The following is a 24,195-nucleotide window of genomic DNA, read 5'->3' on the forward strand; positions in this document are numbered from 1 at the left end:
CCCGGTGCTCCACCGGCTGTGTTCTCCCGTCGACCCAACACTTGGGGTTATTGGCCCCCCCCCGGGGGCGCGGGGCCCCGGGCGGGGGCCCCCCCCCCCCGGTTCCGGACTCGGCTCCGGACTCGGCTCCTGCTCCGGACCCGCCTCAGGACCCTGCTGAGGACCGGGACCTCAGCCTCGTACCGGTCCGGACCCCGGGTCTTCCGCCCCCGCACCCTCCCTTCGGATGCGGGGGCGGTCACGTTCCGGGACGGTGGCCGGGAAGCGGGGGCGGCGTCACGCACACCGCGCGCGGGGCCCGGCCCACCGGGCGGGCGGGCCGGGAGGCCGGGGCCGTACGGGTCAGGCCGCCCGCCGCAGCGGGGCCGTACTACGAGTCCGGCCGCCCGCCGCACCGGGGCCGTACGGGGACCTCGCCGCCCGCGGCCTCCCGTCCTGGCCAGGGCCGGGCCCGTCGGCGGTTTCGTCCTCGCCGCGGGGCGCCGAGGGCTGCGCGCCGGCAGGCCGGCCGCGGACACCGGGCCCACGGTCTCGGCCGAGGTCCGTTCGAGCCGACCGGGTAGGCTGCCCCGGCGCGCCCGACGCGGGGCGCGCCACCGCAGCGGCCCGCGACCGGGGCCGCGCCGGCACAACGGGAGGACCCGCGTTGCACGTCCAGGAGTGGCTGGAGACGATCCCGGCCGTCGCCATCTACGCGCTGGTGGGGGTGGTGATCGGACTGGAGAGCCTCGGCATCCCGCTGCCCGGCGAGATCGTCCTCGTCAGCTCGGCCCTGCTCGCCTCGCAGCACGGCGACATCAACCCGTACGTGCTCGGCGGCTGTGCCACCGCCGGTGCGATCATCGGAGACTCGATCGGGTACGCCATCGGCCGCAAGGGCGGCCGCCCGCTGCTCGCCTGGCTCGGCGGCAAGTTCCCCGCGCACTTCAGCGAAGCGAACATCGCCCTCGCCGAACGCTCCTTCCAGAAGTGGGGCATGTGGGCGGTCTTCTTCGGCCGCTTCATCGCCCTCCTGCGGATCTTCGCCGGGCCGCTCGCGGGCGTCCTGAAGATGCCGTACTGGAAGTTCCTGATCGCCAACGTCCTCGGCGGCATCCTGTGGGCGGGCGGCACCACCGCCGTCATCTACTCCGTCGGCATCGTCGCCGAGGCGTGGCTGAAGCGCTTCTCCTGGCTGGGGCTGGTGCTCGCCGTGCTCATCGGCGTCACCTCGATGCTCGTCATCAAGAACCGCGCCAAGAAGGCCGCCGCGGAGGCGCGGCAGCACCCGGAGGCTCCGCTGGAGCCGGTCACGGCGGACTGAGCGCGGCACCCCGCCCGTACGCGCGACGAGGGCGGCTCCCGGGACCTGTTCCGTTCCGGGAGCCGCCCTCCGTCATGGGCCCGGCAGGGGGGAAACGCACACCTGGCGGAGGGCTGGAGACGGAGGGGTCCGGAGCCGGGAGCCGGGGGGCGGGGGCCGGGAGCCAAAAGCCGGGGGCCGGTGGTCAGTCCTCGTGCGCCTCGGCGTGGTCCTTGGCCAGGTGGACGTACATCTCGGCGTTCAGCCGGATGCCGGCCAGCTCCTCCTCCGTCAGCGGGCGGCGCACCTTCGCCGGGACGCCGGCGACGAGCGAACCGGGCGGGACCTGCATGCCCTGCGGCACCAGCGCCTGCGCCGCGACGAGCGAGCCGGCGCCGATCCGGGCCCCGTTGAGCACCGTGGCACCCATGCCGACGAGGACGTCGTCCTCGATGACACAGCCGTGCACGGTCGCGTTGTGCCCGATGGTCACCCGGTCGCCGATCGAGACGGGGAAGCCGGGGTCGACGTGGACGGTGCAGTTGTCCTGGACGTTGGAGTCCTCGCCGACGGTGATGGGGCCGCAGTCGGCGCGCAGCACCGCGTGGTACCAGACGCCGGCACGCGCCCCGAGCGTCACCTCGCCGAGCACCACCGAGGTCGGGGCCGTGAACGCGGTCGGGTCGACGCTCGGCTCCTTGCCGCCGACGGCCTTGATCAACGCCTCTGTCATGGGGTCACTCCTGAGGGTCCGTACGGCCCGTGCGGCCGTGGTGGTGTCGCGCCTTCCGGTGGTCTGCACGCACCCTATGCCGAGCCCATGACGGACATCACAGGGCACCGCGCGGATCAGCCCCGACACCGCCGACTACGGTGTCGGGGTGCCCAGAAACGGAAACACGTTCTCATCCCTGGCGGCCTGGCGGCGCCGGCTCGTCGCCCACGCGCTCCAGGGCGGCTGGCGCTGGGCGCAGCAGGCGGGCGCGGTGACGGCGGAACATCCCGGACGGCTCCGGTTCCGGCGGCTCGGCGCGGGCACCCGGCTGGCCTTCCCGCAGGGCACGGTCTTCGGAGAGCGGTGGATCGAGATCGGCGAGTGCTGCATCATCGCCGAGCAGGTCACCCTGACCGCCGGCATGCTGCCGGGGCTCGACCTCGGCACCGAGACCGTGCTCACCCTCGGCAACGGCGTGGTGCTCGGGCGCGGCAGCCACGTCATCGCCGACACGACGATCACCATCGGCTCGGACACGTACTGCGGCCCGTACGTCTACATCACCTCGACCAACCACAGCTACGACGACCCGCACGAGCCCATCGGCCGCCAGTGGCCCCGCTCCGAACCGGTCTCGATCGGGCCCGGCTGCTGGCTGGGCACGGGGGCGGTGATCCTGCCGGGCGCGCGGATCGGCCGCAACGTCGTGGTCGCGGCCGGCGCGGTGGTGCGCGGCGAGGTGCCGGACCACTCGGTGGTGGCGGGCGCCCCGGCCAGGGTCGTACGGCGCTGGGATCCGGAACAGGGCTGGCAGCCGCCGCTGCGCACCCCCGCCCCGAAGCCGATCCCCGAGGACGTCACCCCCGAGCAGCTGGCGGCGCTGGCGGCGTGGGAGATCGAGCAGGAGGAGCAGAAGGAGCGGGAGCGGCAGGAGGAGCGGGAGCGGGGAAGGGCGCGGGAGGAGCAGGGGCGGCGGGAGGCCGGGGCGCCGGCTTCCTGAGCCGGTCCGTCAGCCGCCCGCGATGAGGACCGTGCCGACGAGCGCGAGTCCCGCCCCCGCCGCCTGGATCGCGCGCAGCCGCTCGCGGAGCACCCCGAAGGCGGCGAGCGCGGTCACGACCGGGTAGAGGCTGGCGAGCACGGCGGCCACCAGGACCGGGCCGCGCTGCGCCGCCAGCGCGTACGTGCCGTTGGCGGCGACGTCGGCGAGGCCCACGAAGGCGAGCGCCGGCAGCGCGCCGCGGATCACCCCGAAGCCCTCCTCGGGCAGGGCGCGGCCGCCGCGGCGCACGGAGAGGTACAGCGCGCCGCCGCCGACGGCCACGTTGGTGACGCGCTGCACGAACAGGGCGAGGAAGAGGCCGGTGATCGTGGTGGACGCCTCGGCGATGAGCGCCATGACGGCGCCGAACCCGAAGGCGGCGAAGAGCGTGAGGACGACCGCCTGGCGCCGGACGGGCGCGCCGCGCAGTTCGGGGCCGCCGGCGAGGACGATGCCCACGACCGCCGCGACGATGCCGCCGACCTGGAGCAGGCCGGGGCGGTCGCCGAGCACCAGCCCGACGGTGACGGGGACGACCACGCCGAGCGAACCGAGCGGCGAGACCACGCCCATCGGGCCGAGCGCGAGGGCCTTGTAGAAGGCGAGCATGGCGGCCGGGCCGACGACACCGGCGGCGACCGCGTACCAGAGGCCGGGGCCGGCCTCCGTCCACGCACCGGTGGCGACGACGACCGCGCCGAGGACCAGGACCGCGAGGCTCTGCGAGACCACGACGACGGTGAGGGCGGGCATGCGCCGGGTGAGCAGTCCGCCCCCGAAGTCGGCGAACCCCCACAGGAGGGCGGTGGCCAGGGCGAACACGGCGGTCATGGGGTCCTCGCAGGAAGGTACGGGCGGAGCGGGGGCAGTACAGTGCAGTGCACGATCGGGTACACCTCACCGTAGTGCAGTCTGTTGAACTATGTCATCCAGGATATTGGACGGAATGTGTCGGACCTCGACCAGCTGACCCAGTCGCTCGCCCGCAACCTCAAGCGCTGGCGCAACGAACGGGGCTTCACCCTGGACGCGCTCGCCGCCCGGGCCGGCGTCAGCCGCGGCATGATCATCCAGATCGAGCAGGCACGGACCAACCCGAGCGTCGGCACCACCGTCAAGCTGGCCGACGCCCTCGGCGTCTCCATCACCACCCTCCTCGACTACGAGCAGGGCCCCCACGTCCGGCTCGTCCCGCCGGAGCAGGCCGTCCGCATGTGGTCCACGCCCGCCGGAAGCTCCACCACCCTCCTCGTCGGCACCGAGGCCCGCGGCCCCCTCGAACTCTGGTCCTGGTCCCTCGTGCCGGGCGAGGGCAGCGCCTCCGACCCGCACCCCCAGGGGACCACGGAGCTGCTCCACGTCACCGCCGGGGTGCTCACCCTGATCGTGGACGGCGTCGAGCACACCGTCCCGGCCGACACCTCCGCCGTCTTCGAGGCGTCGGCGCCGCACACGTACCGCAACGACGGCGAGGAGACGGTCGAGATGACGATGGCCGTCTCGATCCCACCCGTCCGCTGACGCGGCCCCGCCCGCCGTCCGTCGGTTCGGCCCATGTCCGTCCGGCGGCCCGCCCCCCCCGTGTCCGTCCGTCGACTCGGTTCCGGCCTCGGGGGGCGGCCCGACCTCGCGCCCGTCCCCTGGGACGGGCGCCCGCGCGGCCGGCGGGAGCCGCTAGCGTGACGCGCATGCGTGCACCCATCGGAGACTTCGACGACGCCCGGCCCGCCCCCGACTGCCTGGACCTCCTCACGCCGCCCGTCGCCGCGGCCGTCCGCGCCTGGGCCGGACCGGTGCCGGCCGACCGGATCCTCTACGTCGACACCGACCCGGCCATCGCCGACACCGCCGTCTTCGTCGAGCACCACGGCCCCGCGCTCCTCGACGCGTCCGCGAACTGCGTCGTCGTGGCCGGCAAGCGCGGCGAGACGACGACCCTCGCCGCGTGCGTGGTGAAGTCGGCGACCCGCGTCGACGTCAACGGCGTCGTACGCAAGCACCTCGGCGCGCGCAAGGCGAGCTTCGCGCCGATGGACACCGCGACCGGCGTCAGCGGCATGGAGTACGGCGGCATCACCCCGATCGGCCTGCCCGCCGACTGGCCGCTCCTCGTCGACGCCGCCGTCGTCGACACCCCGTGGGTCCTCGTCGGCAGCGGCCGCCGCCAAGGCAAGATCATCGTTCCGGGCAAGGCATTCGCCCAACTGCCGAACGCCGTCGTACTGGAGGGGCTGGGCCTGCCCACGACGTGACGACGTCCCGCACGGGGCGTCGGCGGGACGCGGACGGGGTGCCGGCACGGCGTGCGGTCACGGTGCGCCCCACAATGAGCGTCGCATGGTGCGTCCATGGGGAGCGTCGCACGGTGCGTCCGTGGGGCCGACGGGCGCGGCCGCGTGCCGCCGGGTGCCGTCACGGATGTCGAGTGAGGCGCGACGGGCCGCCGTTGGGCATCAGCCCAGGCGCGGGATCTCGATCGCGGGGCAACGGTCCATCACCATGTCGAGGCCCGCGTCGGTCGTGCGCGCGTACGCGGCCTCGTCGACGACGCCGAGCTGGAACCACACCGCCTTCGCGCCGATCTCCCGCGCCTCGTCGGCGACGGCGCCGGCGAGGTCGCTGTTGACGAAGACGTCCACGACGTCGACGGGGAAGGGGACGTCGGCGAGGGAGGCGTAACCCGGCTCGCCGTGGACCGTCTCCGCCTTCGGGTGGACCGGGACGATCCGCTTGCCGAAGCGCTGGAGCACGGCCGCCACGCCGTACGCGGCACGCTCCCGGTTCGAGGAGAGGCCCACGATCGCCCAGGTGTCGCCCGTGCCCGTCAGGATCCGGCGGACGGTCTCCTCCTCGGAACGCTCCGTCGCCTCGGTGCTCGTGGTGTCGACGCTCATCCCTGGTGCCTTCCTTCGTTCCGTGACTCGGGCCTCCCTGTGACGAACCCACCGGGGCCCCGAATCCTTCCCGCGCAGGGAGGAGGGGGAGGAGGGAGGGGGCCGGGGCGGCGCCGTGGCAGCCTCAGGCGTCCCAGCAGCGCCGCTCGTCCTCCCGAGGGGCCGCGACGAGAGCCGGACGCCCGGGGCCGAACGCCATCACCGGCCGTTCCGCGTCCCACGCCCGCCAGCCGGGATCGCCGTCCGCCGCGAACGCCACCCAGGCCGCGTGCATCGCCGCCGCCAGTTCGCGCGGGGCGTCCGGCCCGGTCAGCGCCTTTGCCTCCGGAGTGTCCAGGGTGTCGAAGACGAAGCCGAGCTCCAGAGCGTGGCAGGCGCCCAGCCCCAGCACCGGCGACGGCCAGCCGAACTCGTACAGGTACGTGCGCCCGGCCGCCCCCGCCCGCAGCCGCGCGTCGGCCAGCCGGTTCAATGGCACCCGCAGCAGCTTGTCGGTGGCGAGCGCGCCCAGGACCTCGCCGGGCCGCGCCTGCGGCCGGTTCGCGCGGTAGACCCGCGCCGTGCGGGACGGCACCCGCGTCTTCCACAGGGCGAGCCGCAGCATCAGCGGCGACAACCGCTCCACGAGTCCGCTCGGCACGAACCAGAGCCGGTACTCCTCGGTCGTCGTCCCCAGCAGCAGGTCCACTCCACCCGATTCGACACCCGCCCCGCCACGGTCTCCTTGTGCACCTGCCCAGCAGAGGGCCGGCCGGCGCCTCCGACCGGACCGCCGGCCGTCAGGGCCTCCGCAGGATCGCGCGGCAGGACGTCGCCGTCCACGACGATCTGGAAGGAGTGCCCGCTCCCGGTCAGCGGCGAGCCCTTCGCCGTCACCTCCGTCTGCGCCGTGAGCAGCCGCTCCCGGTCCACCGCCGCGAACGCCTCCGCCGTCGCCGGAATTCCCAGCCGCTTCGCCACCGCCTCCGTCGTCCGCCGCGCCCGCTCCGGCGGGAGCGCCATCGGCGCCCCGCTCTGCACGACCGCCCTCCGGAACAGCCCGCGCGCGAGGGGCGAGGCGAGCAGCGCCGCGATCGAGATCGCGCCCGCCGACTCCCCGAACACCGTCACCCGCTCCGGATCGCCGCCGAAGGCCGCGATGTTCTCCCGCACCCACACGAGGGCGGCGATCTGGTCGCGCAGGCCGAGGTTGGCGGGGGCGTCGGGGAAGACCCCGAACCCCTCCACGCCGAGCCGGTAGTTCACGGAGACGAGGACGACGCCGTCGCGCGCGAACGCGGTCCCGTCGTAGACGGGCACGGCGTTGGAACCGTGGACCAGCGACCCACCGTGGATCCACACCATCACCGGCCGGCGGGAGGAAGGACCGCCTTCCGGACCCACGGTGCCCACGGCGCCCACCGGATCCACCGAATCCGTCGGGTCCGTCTGCCCCGTAGGGGCCCACGGCGCCCAGACGTTGACGTGGAGACAGTCGTCGCCCTCCACGGCGGGGTCCGGCAACAGCGCGTCCAGCGGGGGAGCGTAGGGCCTCTTCGGCGCGGTCGGTCCGAACTCCGTCGCCTTCCGCACGCCCTCCCACGGTTCCACCGGCTCCGGCGCCCGGAAACGGAGCGCCCCGAAAGGCGCCCGCGCGTACGGCACACCGAGGAAGGCGGCCACCCCGTCGGCCACGAACAGGCCGCCGACCCGCCCGGCGCCGACGACCGCCTCGGGCGCCCCCGCTCCGCACGCTGCGTCCTGATCCGGCTCCGGCGTCGTCATGACTGCGTCCTTCCGTACGGGGAGGCGAGGGGAGAGATGAGAGAGATGAGAGAGATGGGGGAGATGAGGGAGACGGGGGTGGGACGAGGGAACGGGGCGAGGGTGCCCGATCAGCCCACGGGTGTCACCAGGGCCCGCTTGAGGACCTTGCCGGTCGGGCCGAGGGGCAGCGCGTCGACGAAGCGGACGAGGCGCGGGTACTTGTGGCGGCCGAGGCGCTCCCGCGCCCAGTCGACCAGCTCGTCCTCGGTGACGGGGGCGGAGCCCTCGCGGCGCACCACCACCGCGCACACCTCCTCGCCCTTCGCCTCGTCCGGGACGCCGATCACGGCGACCTCGGACACCGAAGGGTGACGGACCAGGACCTCCTCGACCTCGCGCGGGTAGATGTTGAACCCGCCCCGGATCACCAGGTCCTTCTTCCGGTCCACGATCCGCAGGAAACCGTCCTCGTCCCGTGCGCCCAGGTCACCCGTGCGGAACCAGCCGTCGACGATCGCCGCGGCCGTCGCCTCGGGATCGTCGAGATAGCCGGCGAAGACGTTGTGCCCCCGCACGACCACCTCGCCGATCTCGCCGTCCGGCAGCAGCCGGATCGCGCCGTCGACCGCCGCGTCGGCCACCCCGACCTCGACGCCCCACACGGGATGCCCCACCGTGCCGGGCCGGCGCCCGAGGTGCGGCTGGTTGAACGTCGCGACCGGCGAGGTCTCCGTCAGGCCGTACCCCTCCAGGACCTGCGTCGCGAAGGTCTCCTCGAACCGCTCCAGGACGGCCACCGGCAGCGCCGCCCCACCGGAGACCGCCGCGCGCAGCGCCTCCGGACGCCGCTCCGACGCCGCCGACGCCTCCACCAGCGCGTGGTACATGGTCGGCACGCCCATGAACACCGTCACGCCCTCGTCGGCCAGCACCTCCAGCGCCGCCGGCCCGCTGAACCTGGGCATCAGCACAAGCGTGGCGCCCTGGCGCAGTGTCCCGTTCATGGCGCACGTCTGCCCGTAGCTGTGGAACAGCGGCAGGCACCCGAGGACGACGTCGTCCGCGCCGAGACCCAGCAGGTCCTGCGAGGTCACGGCGGCGTTCATGACGATGTTGAGGTGGGTCAGCCGGGCCCCCTTGGGGCGTCCCGTGGTGCCGCTCGTGTACAGGATCACCGCCGTGTCGGACGGGTCGGCCGGCTCCGCCGCGGCCAGCGGCTCCGATGCCGAGGGCCCGCCCTGGAAGGCCCGCACCCCCGCCGCCCGCGCCGCCTCGTCGGCGACCGCCCACAGCGGGCCACCGCTCACGATCGCGACCGCGCCACTGTGCTCCAGCACAAAACGCACCTCGTCGGCGACGAGCAGCGCGTGCACCGGCACGACGGTCGCGCCCGCGGCGAGCGCGCCGTAGTAGACCCGCAGGAACTCGGTCGTGTTCGGCAGCAGCACCGCCACCCGGTCGCCGGGCTTCACCCCCGCCTCGCGCAGCCCGGCGGCGCAGCGCAGCGCCGCGTCCCACAGCTCGCGGTAGGTGAACCGGCTCGCACCCTCGACGACGGCGATCCGGTCGGGGAAGTGACGGGCGGACTCGCCCAGCACGCCGGCGACACTCAGTGACATGACACGCTCCTGAGACGTGGAGTTGACGGCGGTGTCAACATTCCGTGACAGGGCCCAGAATCGATCGTGGAAGCACCACGAGACCATGTGCAGACGCCCACCATGCGGGGGTCCGGCCTGGGCATCGGCCCCCCGGCCGCCACCGGAGCGTGGCATTCGCCAAAGCGCGCCGCTACGGTGCGAACCATGACGCCCAGCCCGCCCGGCGCCCCCGACCCCACGTCCGGCCGTTCGCCCGACCCGCCGGCCGCACGCGGCGCGCACACCCGGCTCGGCTCGGCCGGCGGCTCCGGCGCACTGCGCCGTTCCCTCGCCACCGCGCTGCTCGCCGACGTCGACCGGCTCACCGACCGGGCCGTGGACGACATCCGCGCCCACTCCGGCGCCTACGCCTCCGGAGACCCGGTCACCCGCGACGACCTGTGGGCGATCTGCCGCGACAACATGCTGCGGGCCCTGGAGGACTTCGGCGGCCTCGCCCCGACCGGCGGAGACTTCGAGGACGCCGCCCGCGAGACCGGCCGCCGCCGTGCCGAGCAGGGCGTCCCGCTCGACATCGTCCTCCAGGCGTACCGGCGCGGCGGACGGGTCCTGTGGCAGGTCATGGCCGAGCACCTGCGGACCCGGACCGGCCGCGAGGCGGACAGCCGGGACCTGGAGCTCGACGTCGCCGGCGCCGTCTGGGAGACCATCGACCGCTACTCGGTCGTGATGGCCGACGCGTACCGCCTCGCCCAGCTGGAGCTCCAGAACCAGCAGGACACCCGCCGCGCGGCGCTCTTCGAAGCCCTCCTGGACGGCCGTGCCGACGACCCCGCCGTCGCCTCCGCCGCGGCCGCCGCCCTGGGCGTTCCCGCCCAGGACCGGTACGTCGTCGTGGTCGCCACCCAGGACCCGGCCGCGCCGCCCCGGCCCGCGCCCGTCCTGGAGGCGCAGGGACTGTGGTCGTACTGGCGTCCGCGTTCCGGACGGTACGCCGGCATCGTCCGCCTCCCGCGCCGCGACGCTTCCACCGGCCGGACGTCACCCCCGCCCGGCGCCCGGCCCGATCCGGCACTGGTACGGCTCCTCGACGCGCTGCGCGAGCGCACCGGCGCCACCGCCGGCGTCTCGCCCGAGTTCGAACGCCTCTCCCAGGCGGGCCGCGCCCTCCGGCGTGCCGAGCAGACCCTTCGTACCCTCCGCGCCGGCAGTGGTGAGGCCGCCGTCTTCGACGCCCGGCTCCCCGAGGTCCTCCTCAGCGGACGCCCCGACGTCGCCGAGCGGATCGTCACCGTCAACCTCGGGCCCATCCTCGTCACCGGCGGCGAGCGCAACGCGCTCCTGAGCACCCTCCGCGTCTGGCTCGACCACGGCTGCTCCGCCTCCCGGGCCGCGGAACTCCTCTACTGCCACCGCAACACCGTGCTGAACCGCATCGGCCGCGTCGCCGAGCTCACCGGCCGCTCCAGCGAATCGGGCGAGGCACGCATGGGTTGGGCACTTGCCCTGCGTGCCCTCCCGTACGTCGGCCTCCCCGACGCCCCCGGGGCGGCCCCGGTCGTGGCGGATCCGTACGACCCGGGCGGCGCGGAGGGGGACGCGTACGGCACGTAGGCTGGCGGAATGCAGGAGCAGTACCGCACGCTGGCCCGCGAGGGCGTCCACGAGACCGAGATCAACCGCTCGCGCTTCCTCTGTGCACTCGCACCGGTCGCCGACGAGCGGGAGGCACAGGAGTTCGTCGCCCGGATCCGGCGGGAGCACCCGACGGCCACCCACAACTGCTTCGCCTACGTGCTCGGCGCCGACGCCTCCGTCCAGAAGGCGAGCGACGACGGCGAGCCCGGCGGGACGGCCGGCGTCCCGATGCTGCAGATGTTGCTGCGCCGCGAGATGCGGTACGTCGCCGCCGTCGTCACCCGCTACTACGGCGGCGTGAAGCTCGGCGCGGGCGGCCTCATCCGCGCGTACGGCGGCGTCGTCGGCGAAGCGCTGGACGCGCTCGGCACGATCACCCGGCAGCGCTACCGGCTCGCCACCGTCACCGTCGACCACCAGCGGGCCGGAAAGCTGGAGAACGACCTCCGGTCCACCGGCCGTGCCGTGCGGGAGGTGCGCTACGCCGAAGCCGTCACCATCGAGATCGGCCTGCCCGACGCCGACGTCCCCGCCTTCCGCGCCTGGCTCGCCGACGTGACGGCCGGCACGGCCGCCCTGGAACTCGGCGGCGAGGCGTACGGCGACGCCTGACCCACCGACCGGAACCCACCGACCGGAACCCACCCACCAGACGCCCCACCCGCCCCACGCCCCACCCACTCCGCACCCCCGTCCACCCACCGCTCCGCCTCACCCCCGCCCGCTCCACACCACACCGCACCTCCCTGCCCCCGCCCCCCCGCCCGCATCTCCCGGTGCGGCCCCGACCACCGCCCCCGCCGGGTTAGCGTGGTGGGCAGACACACAACGCCGGGCCCGGCGGTACGAGACGAGGCCCGGAACCAGGGGCGAGGAGCGGCACGCGCATGCGGGGTGGGACGACGACGTGAGGCTTCTGCACACTTCGGACTGGCACCTCGGCCGGTCCTTCCACCGCGTCGGCCTCCTCGACGCCCAGGCCGACTTCCTCGACCACCTCGTCGCGACCGTCCGCGACCGCGAGGTGGACGCCGTCCTCGTCGCCGGCGACGTCTACGACCGGGCCGTCCCCCCGCTGCCCGCCGTCGAACTCTTCGACCGGGCGCTGCACCGCCTCGCCGAGGCCGGCGTGCCCACGGTCATGATCTCCGGCAACCACGACTCCGCCCGCCGCCTCGGCGTCGGCGCCGGACTCATCGACCGCGCCGGCATCCACCTGCGTACCGACCCGGCCGGCATCGGCACCCCCGTCGTCCTCACCGACGCGCACGGCGAAGTCGCCCTCTACGGCCTGCCGTACCTGGAGCCCGCGCTGGTGCGGGAGCGGCTCGGCGCCGTGAAGCCGGGGCACGAGGCGGTGCTCGCCGCCGCCATGGACCGGGTCCGCGCCGACCTCGCCGCGCGGCCCGCCGGCACGCGCTCCGTCGTGCTGGCGCACGCCTTCGTCGCGGGCGGTGCGCCCAGCGACAGCGAACGCGACATCACCGTCGGCGGCGTCGCCGCCGTCCCGACCGCCGTCTTCGACGGGGTCGACTACGTGGCCCTCGGCCACCTCCACGGCGCGCAGACCCTCACCCCGCGCGTGCGGTACTCCGGTTCGCCGCTCGCCTACTCCTTCTCCGAGGTCGACCACCGCAAGACCATGTGGCTGATCGACCTCGGCGCCGACGGCGAGGTGGCCGCCGCCGAGCGCGTCGACTGCCCGGTGCCCCGTCCCCTCGCCCGCCTGCGCGGCCGCCTCGACGACCTCCTCGCCGACCCGGCGCACGACCCGCACCAGGAATCCTGGATCGAGGCCACCCTCACCGACGCCGTACGGCCCCACGATCCGATGGCCCGGCTCACCGAACGCTTCCCGCACACCCTCCACCTCGTCTTCGAGCCCGAGCGCGCCGACACCGACTCCCTCGCCTCCTACGCCCAACGACTCCGCGGCCGCAGCGACCAGCAGATCGCGGAGGACTTCGTGTCCCACGTCCGCGTCGGCGGCGGGCTGGACGCGGCGGAGCGGAACGTGCTGTACGGCGCCTTCGACGACGTCCGCGTCGACGCCGCCGTCACCGAGCGGGAGGGGGGCCGATGAGGCTGCACCGGCTGGAGATCACCGCCTTCGGACCCTTCGGGACCACCCAGACCGTCGACTTCGACACCTTGTCCACGGCCGGACTCTTCCTGCTCCACGGCCCCACCGGCGCGGGCAAGACCTCCGTCCTCGACGCGGTCTGCTTCGCCCTGTACGGGAGCGTGCCCGGCGCCCGCCAGGGCCCCGGCACCACCCTCCGCAGCGACCACGCGCCCGCCGACACCCTCACCGAGGTGCTGCTCGACCTCACCGTCGGCGGCCGGCGCCTGGAGATCAGGCGCAGCCCCGCCCAGCCGCGTCCGAAGAAGCGGGGCGGAGGCTTCACCACGGAGAAGGCGCAGAGCACCCTGCGCGAGTACGACCCCGCCACGCGCGCGTGGACCGGTCTCAGCAAGTCCCACCAGGAGATCGGCGAGGAGATCACCCAGCTCCTCGGCATGAGCCGGGACCAGTTCTGCCAGGTGGTCCTGCTCCCGCAGGGCGACTTCGCCCGCTTCCTGCGCGCCGACGCCGAAGCCCGCGGGAAGCTCCTCGGCCGCCTCTTCGACACCCGTCGCTTCGCCGCCGTGGAGGAGCGCCTCGCCGAACTCCGCCGCGCCGCCGCCCATCGCGTCGAGGAGGGCGACGCCCGGCTCCTCGCCCTCGCCCACCGCATGGCGCAGGCCGCCGCCGGGCTGCCCGCCGCCCGGACCCCCGTCGAGGGGAAGCCCGGCGAACCCGGCCTCGCCGACGCCGTCCTCGTCTGGGGCGCCGTCGCCCGCACCGAGGCCAGGGAGGCCGCGGACATCGCCCGCGTCCGGCTCGCCACCGCCGAACACGCCGAAGAACTCGCCCGCGCCGCCGCCGGACACGCCCGGGACCTCGCCGCCCGCCAGGCCCGCCATGCCGAAGCCCTGCGCCGCCGCGAGGCGCTCACCGCCCGGATCCCCGAACGGGACCGAGACCGGGACGCCCTCGAACTCGCGCTCAAGGCCGAGCGGGTCGCCCCCGCACTCGCCCTGCGGCACGAGGCCGAACGCGAACACGCCGGAGCGCTCGCCGTACGCCGGGCGGCGCGTGCGCAGTTGCCCCCCGACCTCGCCGAGGCCCCCGCCGAACGGCTCTCCACCCTGGAGAACCGGCTCCGCGAGGACCTCGGAGGCCTCGCCGCGGCCCGCCGCGCCGAGAGCCGCGCCGCCGCGCTCGCCGAGGAGCGGACCCTCCTCGACCGGGAAGCCCGCGCCGACGAGGAAGCCCTCCAGGAAGCGGCCGGCTGGCTCGCCGACTGGGAGCCCCGCCGGGCCGCGCTCCAGCAGGACGTCGACACCGCGCAGGAGGCCGCCGCCCGCGCCGAGCAGCTCGCCGGCCGGCTCGACCCCCTCCGCCTCCGGCTCGCCGCGGCCCGCCGCCGCGACGCCCTCGCCCGGACCCTGACCCGGACCGAGGAGCGGTACGCGACCGCCCGCGAGCACCGCAACGCCGCGCACGAGACCTGGCTCGACCTCAAGTCCCGCCGGCTGCGCGGCATCGCCGCCGAACTCGCCGCGACGCTCGTCGAAGGCGACCCCTGCCAGGTGTGCGGATCCACAAGCCACCCCGCTCCGACGGCGGCCACGGCCGACCACGTCGACCGGGCGGCCGAGGAGGCCGCGTACGCCCGCTACACCCAGGCCGACGAGGTCGGCCGTGCCGCCGAACGCGAACTCGTCGGCGTCCGCGAAGCCCTCGCCGCCGCTCGCGAAGAAGTCCACTCCCTGGCCTTGTCGGGGCAGATGCACAGTCAGCCCACCGTCGCGGAACTCGCCGCCGAGGTGGAGGAACTGACCGCCCGCCACGCCGAGGCGCACGCGCTCGCCGCCCGGACCCACGCGGCGCGCGAGGCACTGGCCCGGGCCGAGCGCGAGCACGAGGAGAGGGCGGCCGCGCAGCGGGAGGCGGAGCGGCGCGTGGCCGCCCGCACCTCGCAGCGCGAAGGCATCGAACGGCAGCGGGCCCAGATCGCGGAGGAACTGGCCCGGGGGCGCGGCGCGTTCGCCACCGTGGCCGAACACGCCGACCTCCTGGAGCGCCGCATCGCCCTCCTGGTCGACGCCGCCGGAGCCGTACGCGCCGAGGAGGTCGCCGCCGACCGCCTCAAGAAGGCGGACGCCCAACTCTCCGACGCCGCCTACCGGGCCGGGTTCGCCACCCCCGCCGAGGCCGCCGCGGCCCTCCTCGACGAGCACGGGCGCCGTGCGCGCCAGCACCGTATCGACGCCTGGCAGGCCGAGGCCGCCGCGGTCGCGGACCGGCTCGCCGAACCCGGTATCGAAGAGGCCGCCGCCCTCCCGCCCGCCGAACCCGCCGCCGCCGAGGCCGTCCACGCGGCCGCCGAGCGGGCGCTGCGCGCCGCCGACGCCGCGCTCGCCGCCGCGCACGACCGCGTCACCGGACTCGCCGGCCTCGCCCGCCAGGCCGAGGCCGAGGTGCGGCGCCTGGGCCCGCTGCGTACCGAACACGACCGCGTGGCGCGACTCGCCGGCCTCACCGCCGGCACCTCCGCCGAGAACGAACGCCGCATGCGCCTGGAGTCGTACGTCCTCGCCGCCCGGCTCGAACAGGTCGCCTCCGCCGCCTCGGCCCGCCTCCAGCGGATGTCCTCCGGCCGCTACACCCTCGTCCACTCCGACGTGCGCGCCGGCACGCGCCGCAGCGGCCTCGGACTCCACGTCGTCGACGCCTGGACCGGCAACGAACGCGACACCGCCACCCTTTCGGGGGGTGAGACCTTCTTCGCCTCGCTCGCGCTCGCCCTCGGCCTCGCCGATGTCGTCACGGACGAGGCGGGCGGCGTCCGCCTCGACACCCTCTTCATCGACGAGGGTTTCGGCAGCCTCGACGACCAGACTCTCGACGAGGTGCTCGACGTCCTGGACTCGCTGCGCGAACGGGACCGTAGCGTGGGCATCGTCAGCCACGTCGCCGACCTGCGCCGCCGGATCCCCGCCCAGCTGGAGGTCACCAAGTCCCGGCACGGCTCGGCCGTACGGCTCCGCGCCGGCGGCGACGGGCTCGGCGGCTGACGGACCGGGCCCCCGCCGGTCTCAGCGGCTGACGGCGCGGCGGGGGAGCGGCGAGGAGTAGACGACGCTGGTCGTCACCGAGCCGAGCGTGCCGATCTTCCCGGAGATCTCCTCCAGGTGCCGCATGGAACGGGCGGCGACCTTGATCACGAAGCAGTCGTCGCCGGTGACGTGGTGCGCCTCCAGTACCTCGGGGGTGACGGCGACCAGGTCGTGGAACGGCTTGTAGTTGCCGGTGGGGTAGCGGAGCCGTACGAAGGCGAGGATCGGCAGCCCCAGCCGCTCGTGGTCCACCACGGCGGTGTAGCCGGTGATGACCCCGGCGTCCTCCAGGCGCCGCACCCGCTCGGTCACGGCCGACGGCGACATGGAGACGGCGCGGGCGAGTTCGGCGTAGCTGGCCCGGCCCTGGGCCTGGAGGGCGTCGAGGATGCGCCAGTCGGTGGCGTCCGGGGCGTAGTCGTTCATGAGACCCGAGCAAACAGGGGTTTCCCCGGCGGATCAAGTCGTCCGCCCGGGAAACCTTCCGTGCCGTACGGTCAGAGGCGGGAGATCTCGTCCACGAGGTCGTCCAGGCCCAGCGGTCCCTGGCTCAGCGCGGCCATGTGCCAGCGCTTCGCGTCGAAGGCGTCGCCGTGCGCCTCGCGGGCCCGCTCGCGGCCGAGCAGCCACGCCCGCTCGCCCAGCTTGTAGCCGATGGCCTGGCCCGGCATCGACAGGTAGCGCGTCAGCTCGCTCTCCACGAACGCCGGCGGCCGGCTGCTGTGCGCCTGGAAAAACTCCTGCGCCAGGTCCGGGGTCCACCGCTCGCCGGGGTGGAACGGCGAGTCCGCCGGGATCTCCAGCTCCAGGTGCATGCCGATGTCCACGATAACCCGGCAGGCGCGCATCATCTGCGCGTCGAGGTAGCCGAGCCGGCGCTCCGCGTCCGGCAGGAAGCCGAGCTCGTCCATGAGCCGCTCCGCGTACAGCGCCCAGCCCTCCGCGTTGGCGCTGACCATGCCGATGGTGGCCTGGTAGCGCGAGAGGCTGTCGGCGACGTGCACCCACTGCGCGATCTGGAGGTGGTGGCCGGGGACGCCCTCGTGGTACCAGGTCGACACCAGGTCGTAGACGGGGAACCGGGTCTGTCCGTCCACCGGCAGCCAGGTGCGGCCGGGGCGCGAGAAGTCCTCGGAGGGCCCGGTGTAGTACGGGGCGGCGGCGCCGCCCGCCGGAGCGATGTGCGACTCCACCTTCCGCACCCGCTCGGCGAGTTCGAAGTGGGTGCCGTCGAGCGCGTCGATCGCCTCGTCCATGAGCCGCTGGAGCCACTCGCGGACCTCGTCGACGCCCTCGATGTGGGTGCCGTGCTCGTCGAGGTGGGCGAGCGCCGCCCACGGGTCGGAGCCCGGCAGGATCCGGTCGGCCTCCGCGACCATCTCCTCGCGGAGCCGGTGGTACTCGGACCAGCCGTAGGCGTACGCCTGGTCGAGATCGAGGTCGGTGCCGTTGAAGTAGCGGCTCCAGCGCCGGTAGCGCTCGCGGCCCACGGTGTCGGGGGCGTCGGCGACGGCGGGGACGTACACGTCGCGCATCCAGTCCCGCAGCGAGGCGAGGGCGGCGCTGGCCTCCGCGGCGGCCGCGGCGAGCTCGGTACGCAGCTCCGCGGGGAGCGCGTCCGGGCGGCCCGCGGCGTACTGCTCGAACCAGCCGGGCCCGCCGTCGCCGCCCGCCCAGTCGGTGAGCTGGTCCACGAAGGTGGCGGTGGCGCGCGGCCCGCCGAACAGCTTGCGCTCCACGCCGAGCGCGAGCGAGGCCCGGTAACCCTCCAGCGCGGCCGGGACCGCCCGCAGCCGCTCGGCGACGGCCCTCCAGTCGTCCTCGGTGTCGGTCGGCATCACGGTGAAGACGAGCCGGATGCTGTGCGCCGGCGAACGCATGTTGCTGACCGCGCACAGCCCCTCGTCGGCGTCGTGCACGGCCAGTTCGGCCGTGAGCCGCTCCCGGAGCAGACGGGCGCAACGCCGCTCGGCGTCGCTGTCCGCGCCCGGGACCCGCTCGGCCTCGTCGAGCAGGGCGAGGGTCCGGCGGGCGAGCCCGGCCACGGCCTCCTGTCCTTCGGGCGAGAAGTCGGGAAGACGGCCGGCGCTCTCCCGGACTCCCAGGTGGGTGCCGGTGATCGGGTCGAGGGCGATGAGGTCGTCGACGTAGGCGTCGGCGACCTGACGGGGCAGATTGCTGAGGGAACTCTCTGGCATGTGTCTCATCCTGATGCCTCCGTCGGCCTCCCGTCACCCTCGACCGGACTTACACGGCTGACATGGACGGTCCCGCGCCGGGCGGCAGCAGGGGTCCGCAGTCCCACTGCTGGAAGATCAGCCGGGTCTCGACCCGCGCCACCTCGCGCTGGGAGGTGAACTCGTCGAGCACGAGTCGTTGCAGGTCGGAAGGGTCGGCGACGGCCACGTGCACCAGGTAGTCGTCGGGGCCGGTGAGGTGGAACAGCGCGCGGGACTCGGGCAGGGCCCGGATCCGGTCGACGAACGGACCGATCAGTTCCCGCCGGTGGGGCCGGACCTGGACGAGCAGCAGCGCCTCCAGACCGCGACCGAGTTTGGCCGGATCCAACCGCAACTGGTGCCCGAGGACGACTCCGGTGCGACGGAGCCGGGCCACTCGGTCCAGGCAGGTGGAGGGCGCGACGCCGACCTCTGCGGCGAGCTCGCGGTAAGTGGTCCGGGCGTCGTTCTGCAGGAGGCGGAGAATGTGCAGATCGACCGTGTCCAGTACGACAGAATCTGGCATTGGCCGAACGTAGCACGGAGGTTTGTCGCTACTTCCCGGTATCCGTTCACAGTGCGGCCATGGACGCCATGGATCACGCCCCTTCGGCCACCCCGAAGGCGCTCGCCACCGAAGCCGTGCACGCCGGCCGGGAAGACCTCGCCGCGCTCGGGCTGCACGCCCCGCCGCTCGACCTGTCCACCACCTACCCCTCGTACGACGCGCGGGCGGAGGCCGCCCGCATCGACGAGTTCGCCGCCACCGGCGCCCGCCTCGACGGCCCGCCCGTCTACGCGCGGCTCGACAACCCGACCGTGGCGCGCTTCGAGGAAGCCCTGGCCCGGCTGGAGGGCACCGAAGCCGCCGTGGCCTTCGCGAGCGGCATGGCCGCCCTGACCGCGGTCCTGCTGGCCCGTGCCGCCCAGGGCCTGAGGCACGTCGTCGCGGTCCGCCCGCTGTACGGCTGCAGCGACCACCTCCTGGACGCCGGACTGCTCGGCACCGAGGTGACCTGGACCGACCCCGCGGGCGTCGCCGACGCGATCCGCCCGGACACGGGTCTCGTGATGGTGGAGTCGCCGGCCAACCCCACCCTGGCCGAGGTCGACATCCGTGCCGTCGCCCACGCCTGCGGCGCGGTCCCGCTCCTCGTCGACAACACCTTCGCCACCCCGGTCCTCCAGCGCCCGGCGGGCCTGGGCGCCCGCATCGTCCTGCACAGCGCGACCAAGTACCTGGGCGGACACGGTGACGTCATGGGCGGCATCGTGGCCTGCGACGAGGAGTTCGCCCGCGAGCTGCGCCGCGTCCGCTTCGCCACGGGTGGAGTGCTCCACCCGCTCGCCGGCTATCTGCTGCTCCGGGGCCTCTCCACCCTCCCGGTCCGGGTCAAGGCGGCCTCGGCGACGGCGGCGGAGCTGGTGCGGCGCCTGGCCACCGATCCCCGGATCGCCCGTGTCCACTACCCGGCGATCGGCGGGGCGATGATCTCGTTCGAGGTGTACGGGGACCCGCACGAGGTGATCGCCGGAGTCAGGCTCATCACCCCGGCGGTCAGCCTCGGCAGCGTGGACACGCTGATCCAGCACCCCGCCTCGATCAGTCACCGCATCGTGCACGAGGGTGACCGCCGGGCCGCGGGCGTCAGCGATCGACTGCTGCGGATGTCGGTGGGCCTGGAGGACGTCGAGGATCTGTGGCGCGACCTCACTCAGGCACTCAGCGCTCGCTCTGCCGAGCCTGCTGGTGCGGGCGCTCACTCCGTCGCGTTGCCGAGTCCAGCCGAGCGGTGATCACCAGAGTCCCCTCCTCGATCTGGTAGTCGAGGGGCAGGTTCAGTGCCCGCATCGCCGCGACCATGCCCGTGTTGGACGCCTGGGTCACGGCGTAGACGCTCTCGCATCCGGCCTCCTCGGCCATCGACACGAGCCGGCCGAGGAGTTCGGAGCCGATTCCGCGTCGCTGCCAGTCGTCCTCGACCAGCAGGGCCACCTCGGTCTCGTCACCGTCCCACAGCAGGTGGCCCAGGGCCACGAGCCGTCCGGACGCGGTCTGCACGGCGAGGGTACGCCCGAACCGCGGGCTCAGCAGGTGGTCGAGGTACCGGTCCGCGTCGCCCACGGGCCCGTGGTAGCGCAGGCTCAGGGTGCGCGCCGAGCAGCGGTCGTGCATGGCGCGCGCGGCCGCCAGGTCGCGCTGGTCGGCGCGCCGGACGGTGATCTCGTTCCCCTCGGGGAGGGTGAGGACGTCCTGGCTGCGGGGGACGCGCGGGCCGAGCCGTGCGTCGAGTTCGACGAGCGCGCGGGCCCGGGCGAACTCGGTCGGGGTGAAGGGAAGGTAGGGCCGTTCGATCAGCAGGGTGCCCCCGCTGGGGTCGCGCAGCTTCATCACGGTCTCTTCGAGTACCCCCTCGACCGGCGCCTGTTCGCCCGTCGGGCGGCCGGTGAGCGAGACGGCCGGAACCGAGTGAAGGGTGCACCGACCGAGGAGCTGACGGAGCGCGAGAGGAAGTTCGGCGGCGTCGAGCGCGGTGCGGGTGGCGAGGCCGAGGACTCGCGTGGGGGTGTCCACGAGGTCGTGGGCGTCGGCCCGTTCGGTCCAGGTGTCACGTCCGCCGGCGGCTCCGATCTCCTGTGCGAGATCACCGGCGGAGAGGTCGGCCGGTGCGCGAAGCAGGAACTCGTCCACCGTGCCCTCCGTCAGCGGATGGGTCTGGAGGGTGAGGATGTCGACGCCGAGCCGGCCCAGCACCGTGCACAGAGCGGCCAGACTGCCCGGGGCGTCGTCGACGGTGGTCCTCATCCGCCACAGCACGGTCTCGGTGATCTCGGGTGCCCGGCCCGGGCCGGGGTCCACGCGCGGCCCCGCCTGCTCGTCGGAGGCGAGTGCCGCCGGGGACGTGCTCAGGGCGGGAGCCGCGGAGGCGGGTGGAGCATGGCTGTGCCTTCGGGCCCACCATGTGTGGAAGCCGGCGGTGGCGATCAACGCGATCGCCGAGAACACCAGGAGGTAGGGCCCGTCAGGCCCCTTGACGATGGTCTTGGCAATCGTGTCGGCCACCACCACGGCGGTGAACAGTGCTGCGAGCTCGATCAGGTCGTGCCGCCAGTGGTGCGGGTGGCGGGTGCTCTTGGAGGACGTCACATCGGTCATGACTTCACTGTGGCCCAGAGGTGTTGCGTGATCACGAACGCTTTGTGACTGGCGGGTTAAGTGGCGATCTGGAGGATTTGTGACTGATTCAGGCCGTTTCTGGTGTGCCTTGACCGGTCCCCTGGCGGAGTGCGTTCCGTAGCCGCCTCGCCTGGGTCACCAGCTGCGACGTACCCCGGCCCAAGGCGTGCCGTTCGAGGCCCGCCAGCTCTCCCGTCGCCCCACACCGTTCCACGCAGTCCGCCGCGATGGCCAGCAGTTCGCCCAGGCCGCGCATCGGCTGCTCGGCCTCGAGCAGAGGCGGAAGCGCCTCCGAGAGCATCGTCCACACGGTCCTGTACGCACCCGTCGCAGCCGCCGTCCGAGCGGCGTCCGCGAGGCGGTTCGGCTTCATCGACCGCTCGGCGAGGAGCCACGCGAGATCCCGGCCCACCTGGCGGGCGTCGAGCTCGCCCCGGGCGGCCAGCACGAGAAGCGCGTCCACGGCACGCAGCCGGTCGTCCGCGTCCCGGCAGCCGAGCCCGAAGGCCAGCACCAGGGCGACCGCCCTGCCCACCCGGCCCTCGCCCTCGGCGAGCAGGGTCAGCGGGCCCGTCACGTCCCGGGTCGAATCGCCGTCCACCGCGCTCGCCATGGAGGACAGCAGGCACGCCGCGAGCAGTTCACGGTCGGCCGGAAGCAGCGTGGCCCAACGCTCGGGCACCTGCTCCCAGTGGTAGCAGCGGCGGGCGTTCGGAAGCAGGCCGCCACCGAGCCAGTGGAGGGCCTTCGGGAACTCCTTGCGGAACTCGGGCCGCTTCGCCGTCTCGACAAGGATCCGGTCCACCAGCCACCAGCGGCCCGATTCCTTCTCCTTGCGCGGATGGAACCGTACGGTCGCCTCCAGCGGATTCTCCGACCGAAGCCACGCGGCCAGCCGAGCCCCGGCTGCGCTGCCCAGAGCCTCCGCCTCTTCGGCGGCTCGATCCGCGGACGGATCCTGCCGGCGTACGCGCAGCAGCGCGTGGCCCAGATCCACCGGCGCCGGCTCGAGGCCTGCCTCCACGTACTCCCGCAGTCGCCGGACCAGCTCCAGCGGATCGATCCCGCCGGTGTGCCGGGTCGGCGTCGAAAGGAGCAGGGGCAGCGTTCCGCCTCCGATCAGGTGGGCGATCTCCCAGATCCGGATCTCGTGCGACGCCTCCATCGCCCCGTGCACGCAGGCCGTCATCGGAACGGGCTGGTTCCGCCCCGCTTCGATCCGCTCAGGCTTCACCTTCCCCAGGACCGATGCGAGCACCGCGTCCATGCCGCGCGGCCCGTGCTGAAAGTGGTCGTAGTCGCGGTGGAGGGCGAAACCGTTCGCGTTCTGCCAGTACGCGTCGGCGAACGCTTCCCGCAGCTGGGACGCCAGCGCCTCCTTGTTGTTGTGCGCGTGCCGCACCAGGCCGTCGAGGGCACGCTCGTACTCCATCGCACTGTCGGACCGCTGCTGGACCAGCAGGTCCTCCACGAGTTCCTCCAGGGTTCCCTCCGGCCCGGGCAGGAACTGCGGCTCCGGTACGGGAGGCAGGATCTCCTCGTAGGGAAGGCGCTCGGGTGCTCCGAGGCGTCCCCCGAAGACGGCCTCGGCGGCGGACCGATGCGCGGGCCCGAGGAGCGACGCGGCCTCGGCCAGCTCACGGCACATCTGCTCGTCGACGGCCTTCAGATGACGGGCCACGACCTGCAGAGCCCGCTCCTGGACCTCAGAGTCCTCGTGCCCGAAGGCGTCGGCCACCACCGGAAGCACCTCGGCGGCGAGCTTCGGATTCCTGGCGAGCACCTTGTTCACCAGGGACAGCTGGGTCCTCAGCAGCTTCTTCTCCGTGCGGAACAGCACGCCGGAGGTCATCTCCGCGAAAGCCCCGCCGGGCAGCGCCCCCTCGACCGCCGGCTCCGAGAGCATCTTCTGCGCGTACCCCGCGACCGGGGAGGTCGCGTCGGCGGTCATGCCGATCCAGTCGGCGACCCGGGCGCGTCGCTCTTCCGCGTCGGGCGGCACCAACTGGAGCAGCGCCATGGGGAACCGCAGATCACGCGGGCGTCCGCCACGCAGCAGCCGCGACACGCACAGGTCGACGACCTCCGCACGGTCCAGCAGCCCCTCCCGCGTGAGCGTCGCCAGTGCCGTGGGCCAGTGGGTCGCCGAGCCGTTCGTCCCGGACGAGGTCAGCTGGTCCGGCGTCTCCTGCATCGAGAGGGCGTGGGCGACCAGCACCCGGGTCTGCGGATCCGCCCTCAACCGCTCCAGCAGCTTGTCGTCCGTGACCGCCCGCGTCCAGCCGAGCACGTACCCGTCCGTCGCGGGCACTGCCGCCCCCGAGCCCTCCACAAGCCCCCGGATGAGCCCGTAGCAGCTCTCCGCGACCGCCGGCTTCGCCGCCAGCCGATGGGCCACGTCCGCACGCCATTCCGGCGTGCGGTCCGCGAGCACCCGCAGGGCCAGGAACCCGTCCTCGGTACGCCAGCTGAGCAGATCGCGGCCTCCGAGCCAGTCGGCCGCCGCTGCGGCCCCCGTGTGGCAGCCGGCCCCCGCGACGTACAGCGCCCGCCGCACTCGCGCGGTCTCTTCCCAGCGGTTCCAGTCCCAGGAGCGCACCTCGGTGCGCAGCGCCTTGACCTGCGTCAACGCTGTCGCGCGTGCGCCCGCGTCCAAGAGCCCCAGAAGTGCTGGAACCGCGCTCGCCCGACCGGCGCGCACGGCGGTCATCAGA

Annotated in this window: 18 protein-coding genes and 1 pseudogene; 9 read left to right on the forward strand and 10 right to left on the reverse strand. The window is 74.1% G+C overall.

All coding sequences use genetic code 11. The annotated features are described in order from the left end of the window. The first annotated feature begins 646 nt into the window (after positions 1 to 646). Positions 647 to 1,303, forward strand: a complete 657-nt coding sequence (locus ACFW6A_RS37065) for a DedA family protein (protein ID WP_351847120.1) — start codon at positions 647 to 649, stop codon at positions 1,301 to 1,303. 184 nt (positions 1,304 to 1,487) lie between these two features. On the opposite strand, the gene ACFW6A_RS37070 is transcribed toward ACFW6A_RS37065, so the two are convergent. Then, positions 1,488 to 2,015 carry a gamma carbonic anhydrase family protein gene (locus tag ACFW6A_RS37070; protein WP_351847123.1) on the reverse strand — a complete coding sequence of 176 codons (528 nt, stop codon included), beginning with the start codon at positions 2,013 to 2,015 and terminating at the stop codon, positions 1,488 to 1,490. Positions 2,016 to 2,163: 148 nt separating this feature from the next. On the opposite strand from ACFW6A_RS37070, the gene ACFW6A_RS37075 reads away from it, so the two are divergent. Beyond that, positions 2,164 to 2,997: an acyltransferase gene (locus ACFW6A_RS37075; protein WP_386646168.1), complete on the forward strand. Its 834-nt coding sequence runs from the start codon at positions 2,164 to 2,166 to the stop codon at positions 2,995 to 2,997. 9 nt (positions 2,998 to 3,006) lie between these two features. Here the strand turns inward: ACFW6A_RS37075 and ACFW6A_RS37080 are convergent, their stop codons facing one another. Further along, entirely contained in the window at positions 3,007 to 3,870 is an 864-nt protein-coding gene (locus ACFW6A_RS37080; RefSeq protein ID WP_351847128.1) for a DMT family transporter, read from the reverse strand. Positions 3,871 to 3,987: 117 nt separating this feature from the next. Between ACFW6A_RS37080 and ACFW6A_RS37085 the strand changes: the two genes are divergently transcribed. Then, the gene (locus tag ACFW6A_RS37085) at positions 3,988 to 4,560 is read left to right on the forward strand and encodes a helix-turn-helix domain-containing protein (RefSeq protein WP_386646173.1); all 573 of its coding nucleotides are present in this window, start codon (positions 3,988 to 3,990) and stop codon (positions 4,558 to 4,560) included. A gap of 167 nt (positions 4,561 to 4,727) precedes the next feature. After that, positions 4,728 to 5,291, forward strand: coding sequence for a YbaK/EbsC family protein (locus ACFW6A_RS37090; protein ID WP_351847133.1), 564 nt, complete (start codon positions 4,728 to 4,730; stop codon positions 5,289 to 5,291). Between the two features lie 201 nt (positions 5,292 to 5,492). Here the strand turns inward: ACFW6A_RS37090 and ACFW6A_RS37095 are convergent, their stop codons facing one another. From ACFW6A_RS37095 to ACFW6A_RS37105, 3 genes and pseudogenes are all read right to left on the reverse strand, one after another. Continuing rightward, entirely contained in the window at positions 5,493 to 5,933 is a 441-nt protein-coding gene (locus ACFW6A_RS37095; RefSeq protein WP_351847136.1) for a CoA-binding protein, read from the reverse strand. 127 nt (positions 5,934 to 6,060) lie between these two features. Further along, positions 6,061 to 7,665 (reverse strand): annotated as a pseudogene (locus tag ACFW6A_RS37100) (carboxylesterase/lipase family protein); the annotation flags it as partial. Positions 7,666 to 7,807: 142 nt separating this feature from the next. After that, complete coding sequence (locus tag ACFW6A_RS37105) at positions 7,808 to 9,298, reverse strand: long-chain fatty acid--CoA ligase (RefSeq protein WP_351847141.1); 1,491 nt, start codon at positions 9,296 to 9,298, stop codon at positions 7,808 to 7,810. 186 nt (positions 9,299 to 9,484) lie between these two features. On the opposite strand from ACFW6A_RS37105, the gene ACFW6A_RS37110 reads away from it, so the two are divergent. The 4 genes from ACFW6A_RS37110 (at position 9,485) to ACFW6A_RS37125 (ending at position 16,042) form a co-directional block, all read left to right on the forward strand. Continuing rightward, positions 9,485 to 10,894, forward strand: coding sequence for a helix-turn-helix domain-containing protein (locus ACFW6A_RS37110; protein WP_351847145.1), 1,410 nt, complete (start codon positions 9,485 to 9,487; stop codon positions 10,892 to 10,894). Between the two features lie 9 nt (positions 10,895 to 10,903). Continuing rightward, on the forward strand, positions 10,904 to 11,530 hold the full coding sequence (locus ACFW6A_RS37115; protein WP_351847148.1) for a YigZ family protein: 627 nt from the start codon (positions 10,904 to 10,906) through the stop codon (positions 11,528 to 11,530). Positions 11,531 to 11,825: 295 nt separating this feature from the next. After that, the gene (locus ACFW6A_RS37120; RefSeq protein ID WP_351847151.1) at positions 11,826 to 13,001 is read left to right on the forward strand and encodes an exonuclease SbcCD subunit D; all 1,176 of its coding nucleotides are present in this window, start codon (positions 11,826 to 11,828) and stop codon (positions 12,999 to 13,001) included. Then, on the forward strand, positions 12,998 to 16,042 hold the full coding sequence (locus ACFW6A_RS37125; protein ID WP_351847153.1) for an SMC family ATPase: 3,045 nt from the start codon (positions 12,998 to 13,000) through the stop codon (positions 16,040 to 16,042). The genes ACFW6A_RS37120 and ACFW6A_RS37125 overlap by 4 nt, the downstream gene beginning before the upstream one ends. A gap of 21 nt (positions 16,043 to 16,063) precedes the next feature. On the opposite strand, the gene ACFW6A_RS37130 is transcribed toward ACFW6A_RS37125, so the two are convergent. The 3 genes from ACFW6A_RS37130 to ACFW6A_RS37140 form a co-directional block, all read right to left on the reverse strand. After that, positions 16,064 to 16,510: an Lrp/AsnC family transcriptional regulator gene (locus ACFW6A_RS37130; RefSeq protein ID WP_351847156.1), complete on the reverse strand. Its 447-nt coding sequence runs from the start codon at positions 16,508 to 16,510 to the stop codon at positions 16,064 to 16,066. 71 nt (positions 16,511 to 16,581) lie between these two features. Further along, positions 16,582 to 18,282 carry a DUF885 domain-containing protein gene (locus ACFW6A_RS37135; RefSeq protein ID WP_351847159.1) on the reverse strand — a complete coding sequence of 567 codons (1,701 nt, stop codon included), beginning with the start codon at positions 18,280 to 18,282 and terminating at the stop codon, positions 16,582 to 16,584. Positions 18,283 to 18,331: 49 nt separating this feature from the next. Further along, entirely contained in the window at positions 18,332 to 18,829 is a 498-nt protein-coding gene (locus ACFW6A_RS37140) for an Lrp/AsnC family transcriptional regulator (protein ID WP_351847161.1), read from the reverse strand. A 59-nt stretch (positions 18,830 to 18,888) separates the two neighbouring features. Here ACFW6A_RS37140 and ACFW6A_RS37145 point away from each other — a divergent pair, with 59 nt between their 5' ends. Further along, complete coding sequence (locus ACFW6A_RS37145) at positions 18,889 to 20,100, forward strand: aminotransferase class I/II-fold pyridoxal phosphate-dependent enzyme (RefSeq protein ID WP_351847164.1); 1,212 nt, start codon at positions 18,889 to 18,891, stop codon at positions 20,098 to 20,100. On the opposite strand, the gene ACFW6A_RS37150 is transcribed toward ACFW6A_RS37145, so the two are convergent. Both ACFW6A_RS37150 and ACFW6A_RS37155 read right to left on the reverse strand, forming a co-directional pair. Beyond that, on the reverse strand, positions 20,027 to 21,460 hold the full coding sequence (locus ACFW6A_RS37150; RefSeq protein WP_386646178.1) for a GNAT family N-acetyltransferase: 1,434 nt from the start codon (positions 21,458 to 21,460) through the stop codon (positions 20,027 to 20,029). The genes ACFW6A_RS37145 and ACFW6A_RS37150 overlap by 74 nt on opposite strands. Positions 21,461 to 21,548: 88 nt before the next feature. Then, positions 21,549 to 24,110, reverse strand: coding sequence for a DUF6493 family protein (locus ACFW6A_RS37155; RefSeq protein ID WP_386646181.1), 2,562 nt, complete (start codon positions 24,108 to 24,110; stop codon positions 21,549 to 21,551). Positions 24,111 to 24,195 lie beyond the last annotated feature (85 nt).

Origin of the sequence: Streptomyces sp. NPDC058758 (genome assembly GCF_042746075.1) — a bacterium.
GTDB lineage: Bacteria > Actinomycetota > Actinomycetes > Streptomycetales > Streptomycetaceae > Streptomyces.

Bases quoted from the DNA above. Each gene is read 5' to 3' on its own strand.
- ACFW6A_RS37105 (WP_351847141.1), bottom strand. From the start codon at position 9,298: ATGTCACTGAGTGTCGCCGGCGTGCTGGGCGAGTCCGCCCGTCACTTC.
- ACFW6A_RS37070 (WP_351847123.1), bottom strand. From the start codon at position 2,015: ATGACAGAGGCGTTGATCAAGGCCGTCGGCGGCAAGGAGCCGAGCGTC.
- ACFW6A_RS37080 (WP_351847128.1), bottom strand. From the start codon at position 3,870: ATGACCGCCGTGTTCGCCCTGGCCACCGCCCTCCTGTGGGGGTTCGCC.
- ACFW6A_RS37110 (WP_351847145.1), top strand. From the start codon at position 9,485: ATGACGCCCAGCCCGCCCGGCGCCCCCGACCCCACGTCCGGCCGTTCG.
- ACFW6A_RS37115 (WP_351847148.1), top strand. From the start codon at position 10,904: ATGCAGGAGCAGTACCGCACGCTGGCCCGCGAGGGCGTCCACGAGACC.
- ACFW6A_RS37140 (WP_351847161.1), bottom strand. From the start codon at position 18,829: ATGCCAGATTCTGTCGTACTGGACACGGTCGATCTGCACATTCTCCGC.
- ACFW6A_RS37135 (WP_351847159.1), bottom strand. From the start codon at position 18,282: ATGCCAGAGAGTTCCCTCAGCAATCTGCCCCGTCAGGTCGCCGACGCC.
- ACFW6A_RS37150 (WP_386646178.1), bottom strand. From the start codon at position 21,460: ATGACCGATGTGACGTCCTCCAAGAGCACCCGCCACCCGCACCACTGG.
- ACFW6A_RS37130 (WP_351847156.1), bottom strand. From the start codon at position 16,510: ATGAACGACTACGCCCCGGACGCCACCGACTGGCGCATCCTCGACGCC.
- ACFW6A_RS37145 (WP_351847164.1), top strand. From the start codon at position 18,889: ATGGACGCCATGGATCACGCCCCTTCGGCCACCCCGAAGGCGCTCGCC.
- ACFW6A_RS37095 (WP_351847136.1), bottom strand. From the start codon at position 5,933: ATGAGCGTCGACACCACGAGCACCGAGGCGACGGAGCGTTCCGAGGAG.
- ACFW6A_RS37090 (WP_351847133.1), top strand. From the start codon at position 4,728: ATGCGTGCACCCATCGGAGACTTCGACGACGCCCGGCCCGCCCCCGAC.
- ACFW6A_RS37125 (WP_351847153.1), top strand. From the start codon at position 12,998: ATGAGGCTGCACCGGCTGGAGATCACCGCCTTCGGACCCTTCGGGACC.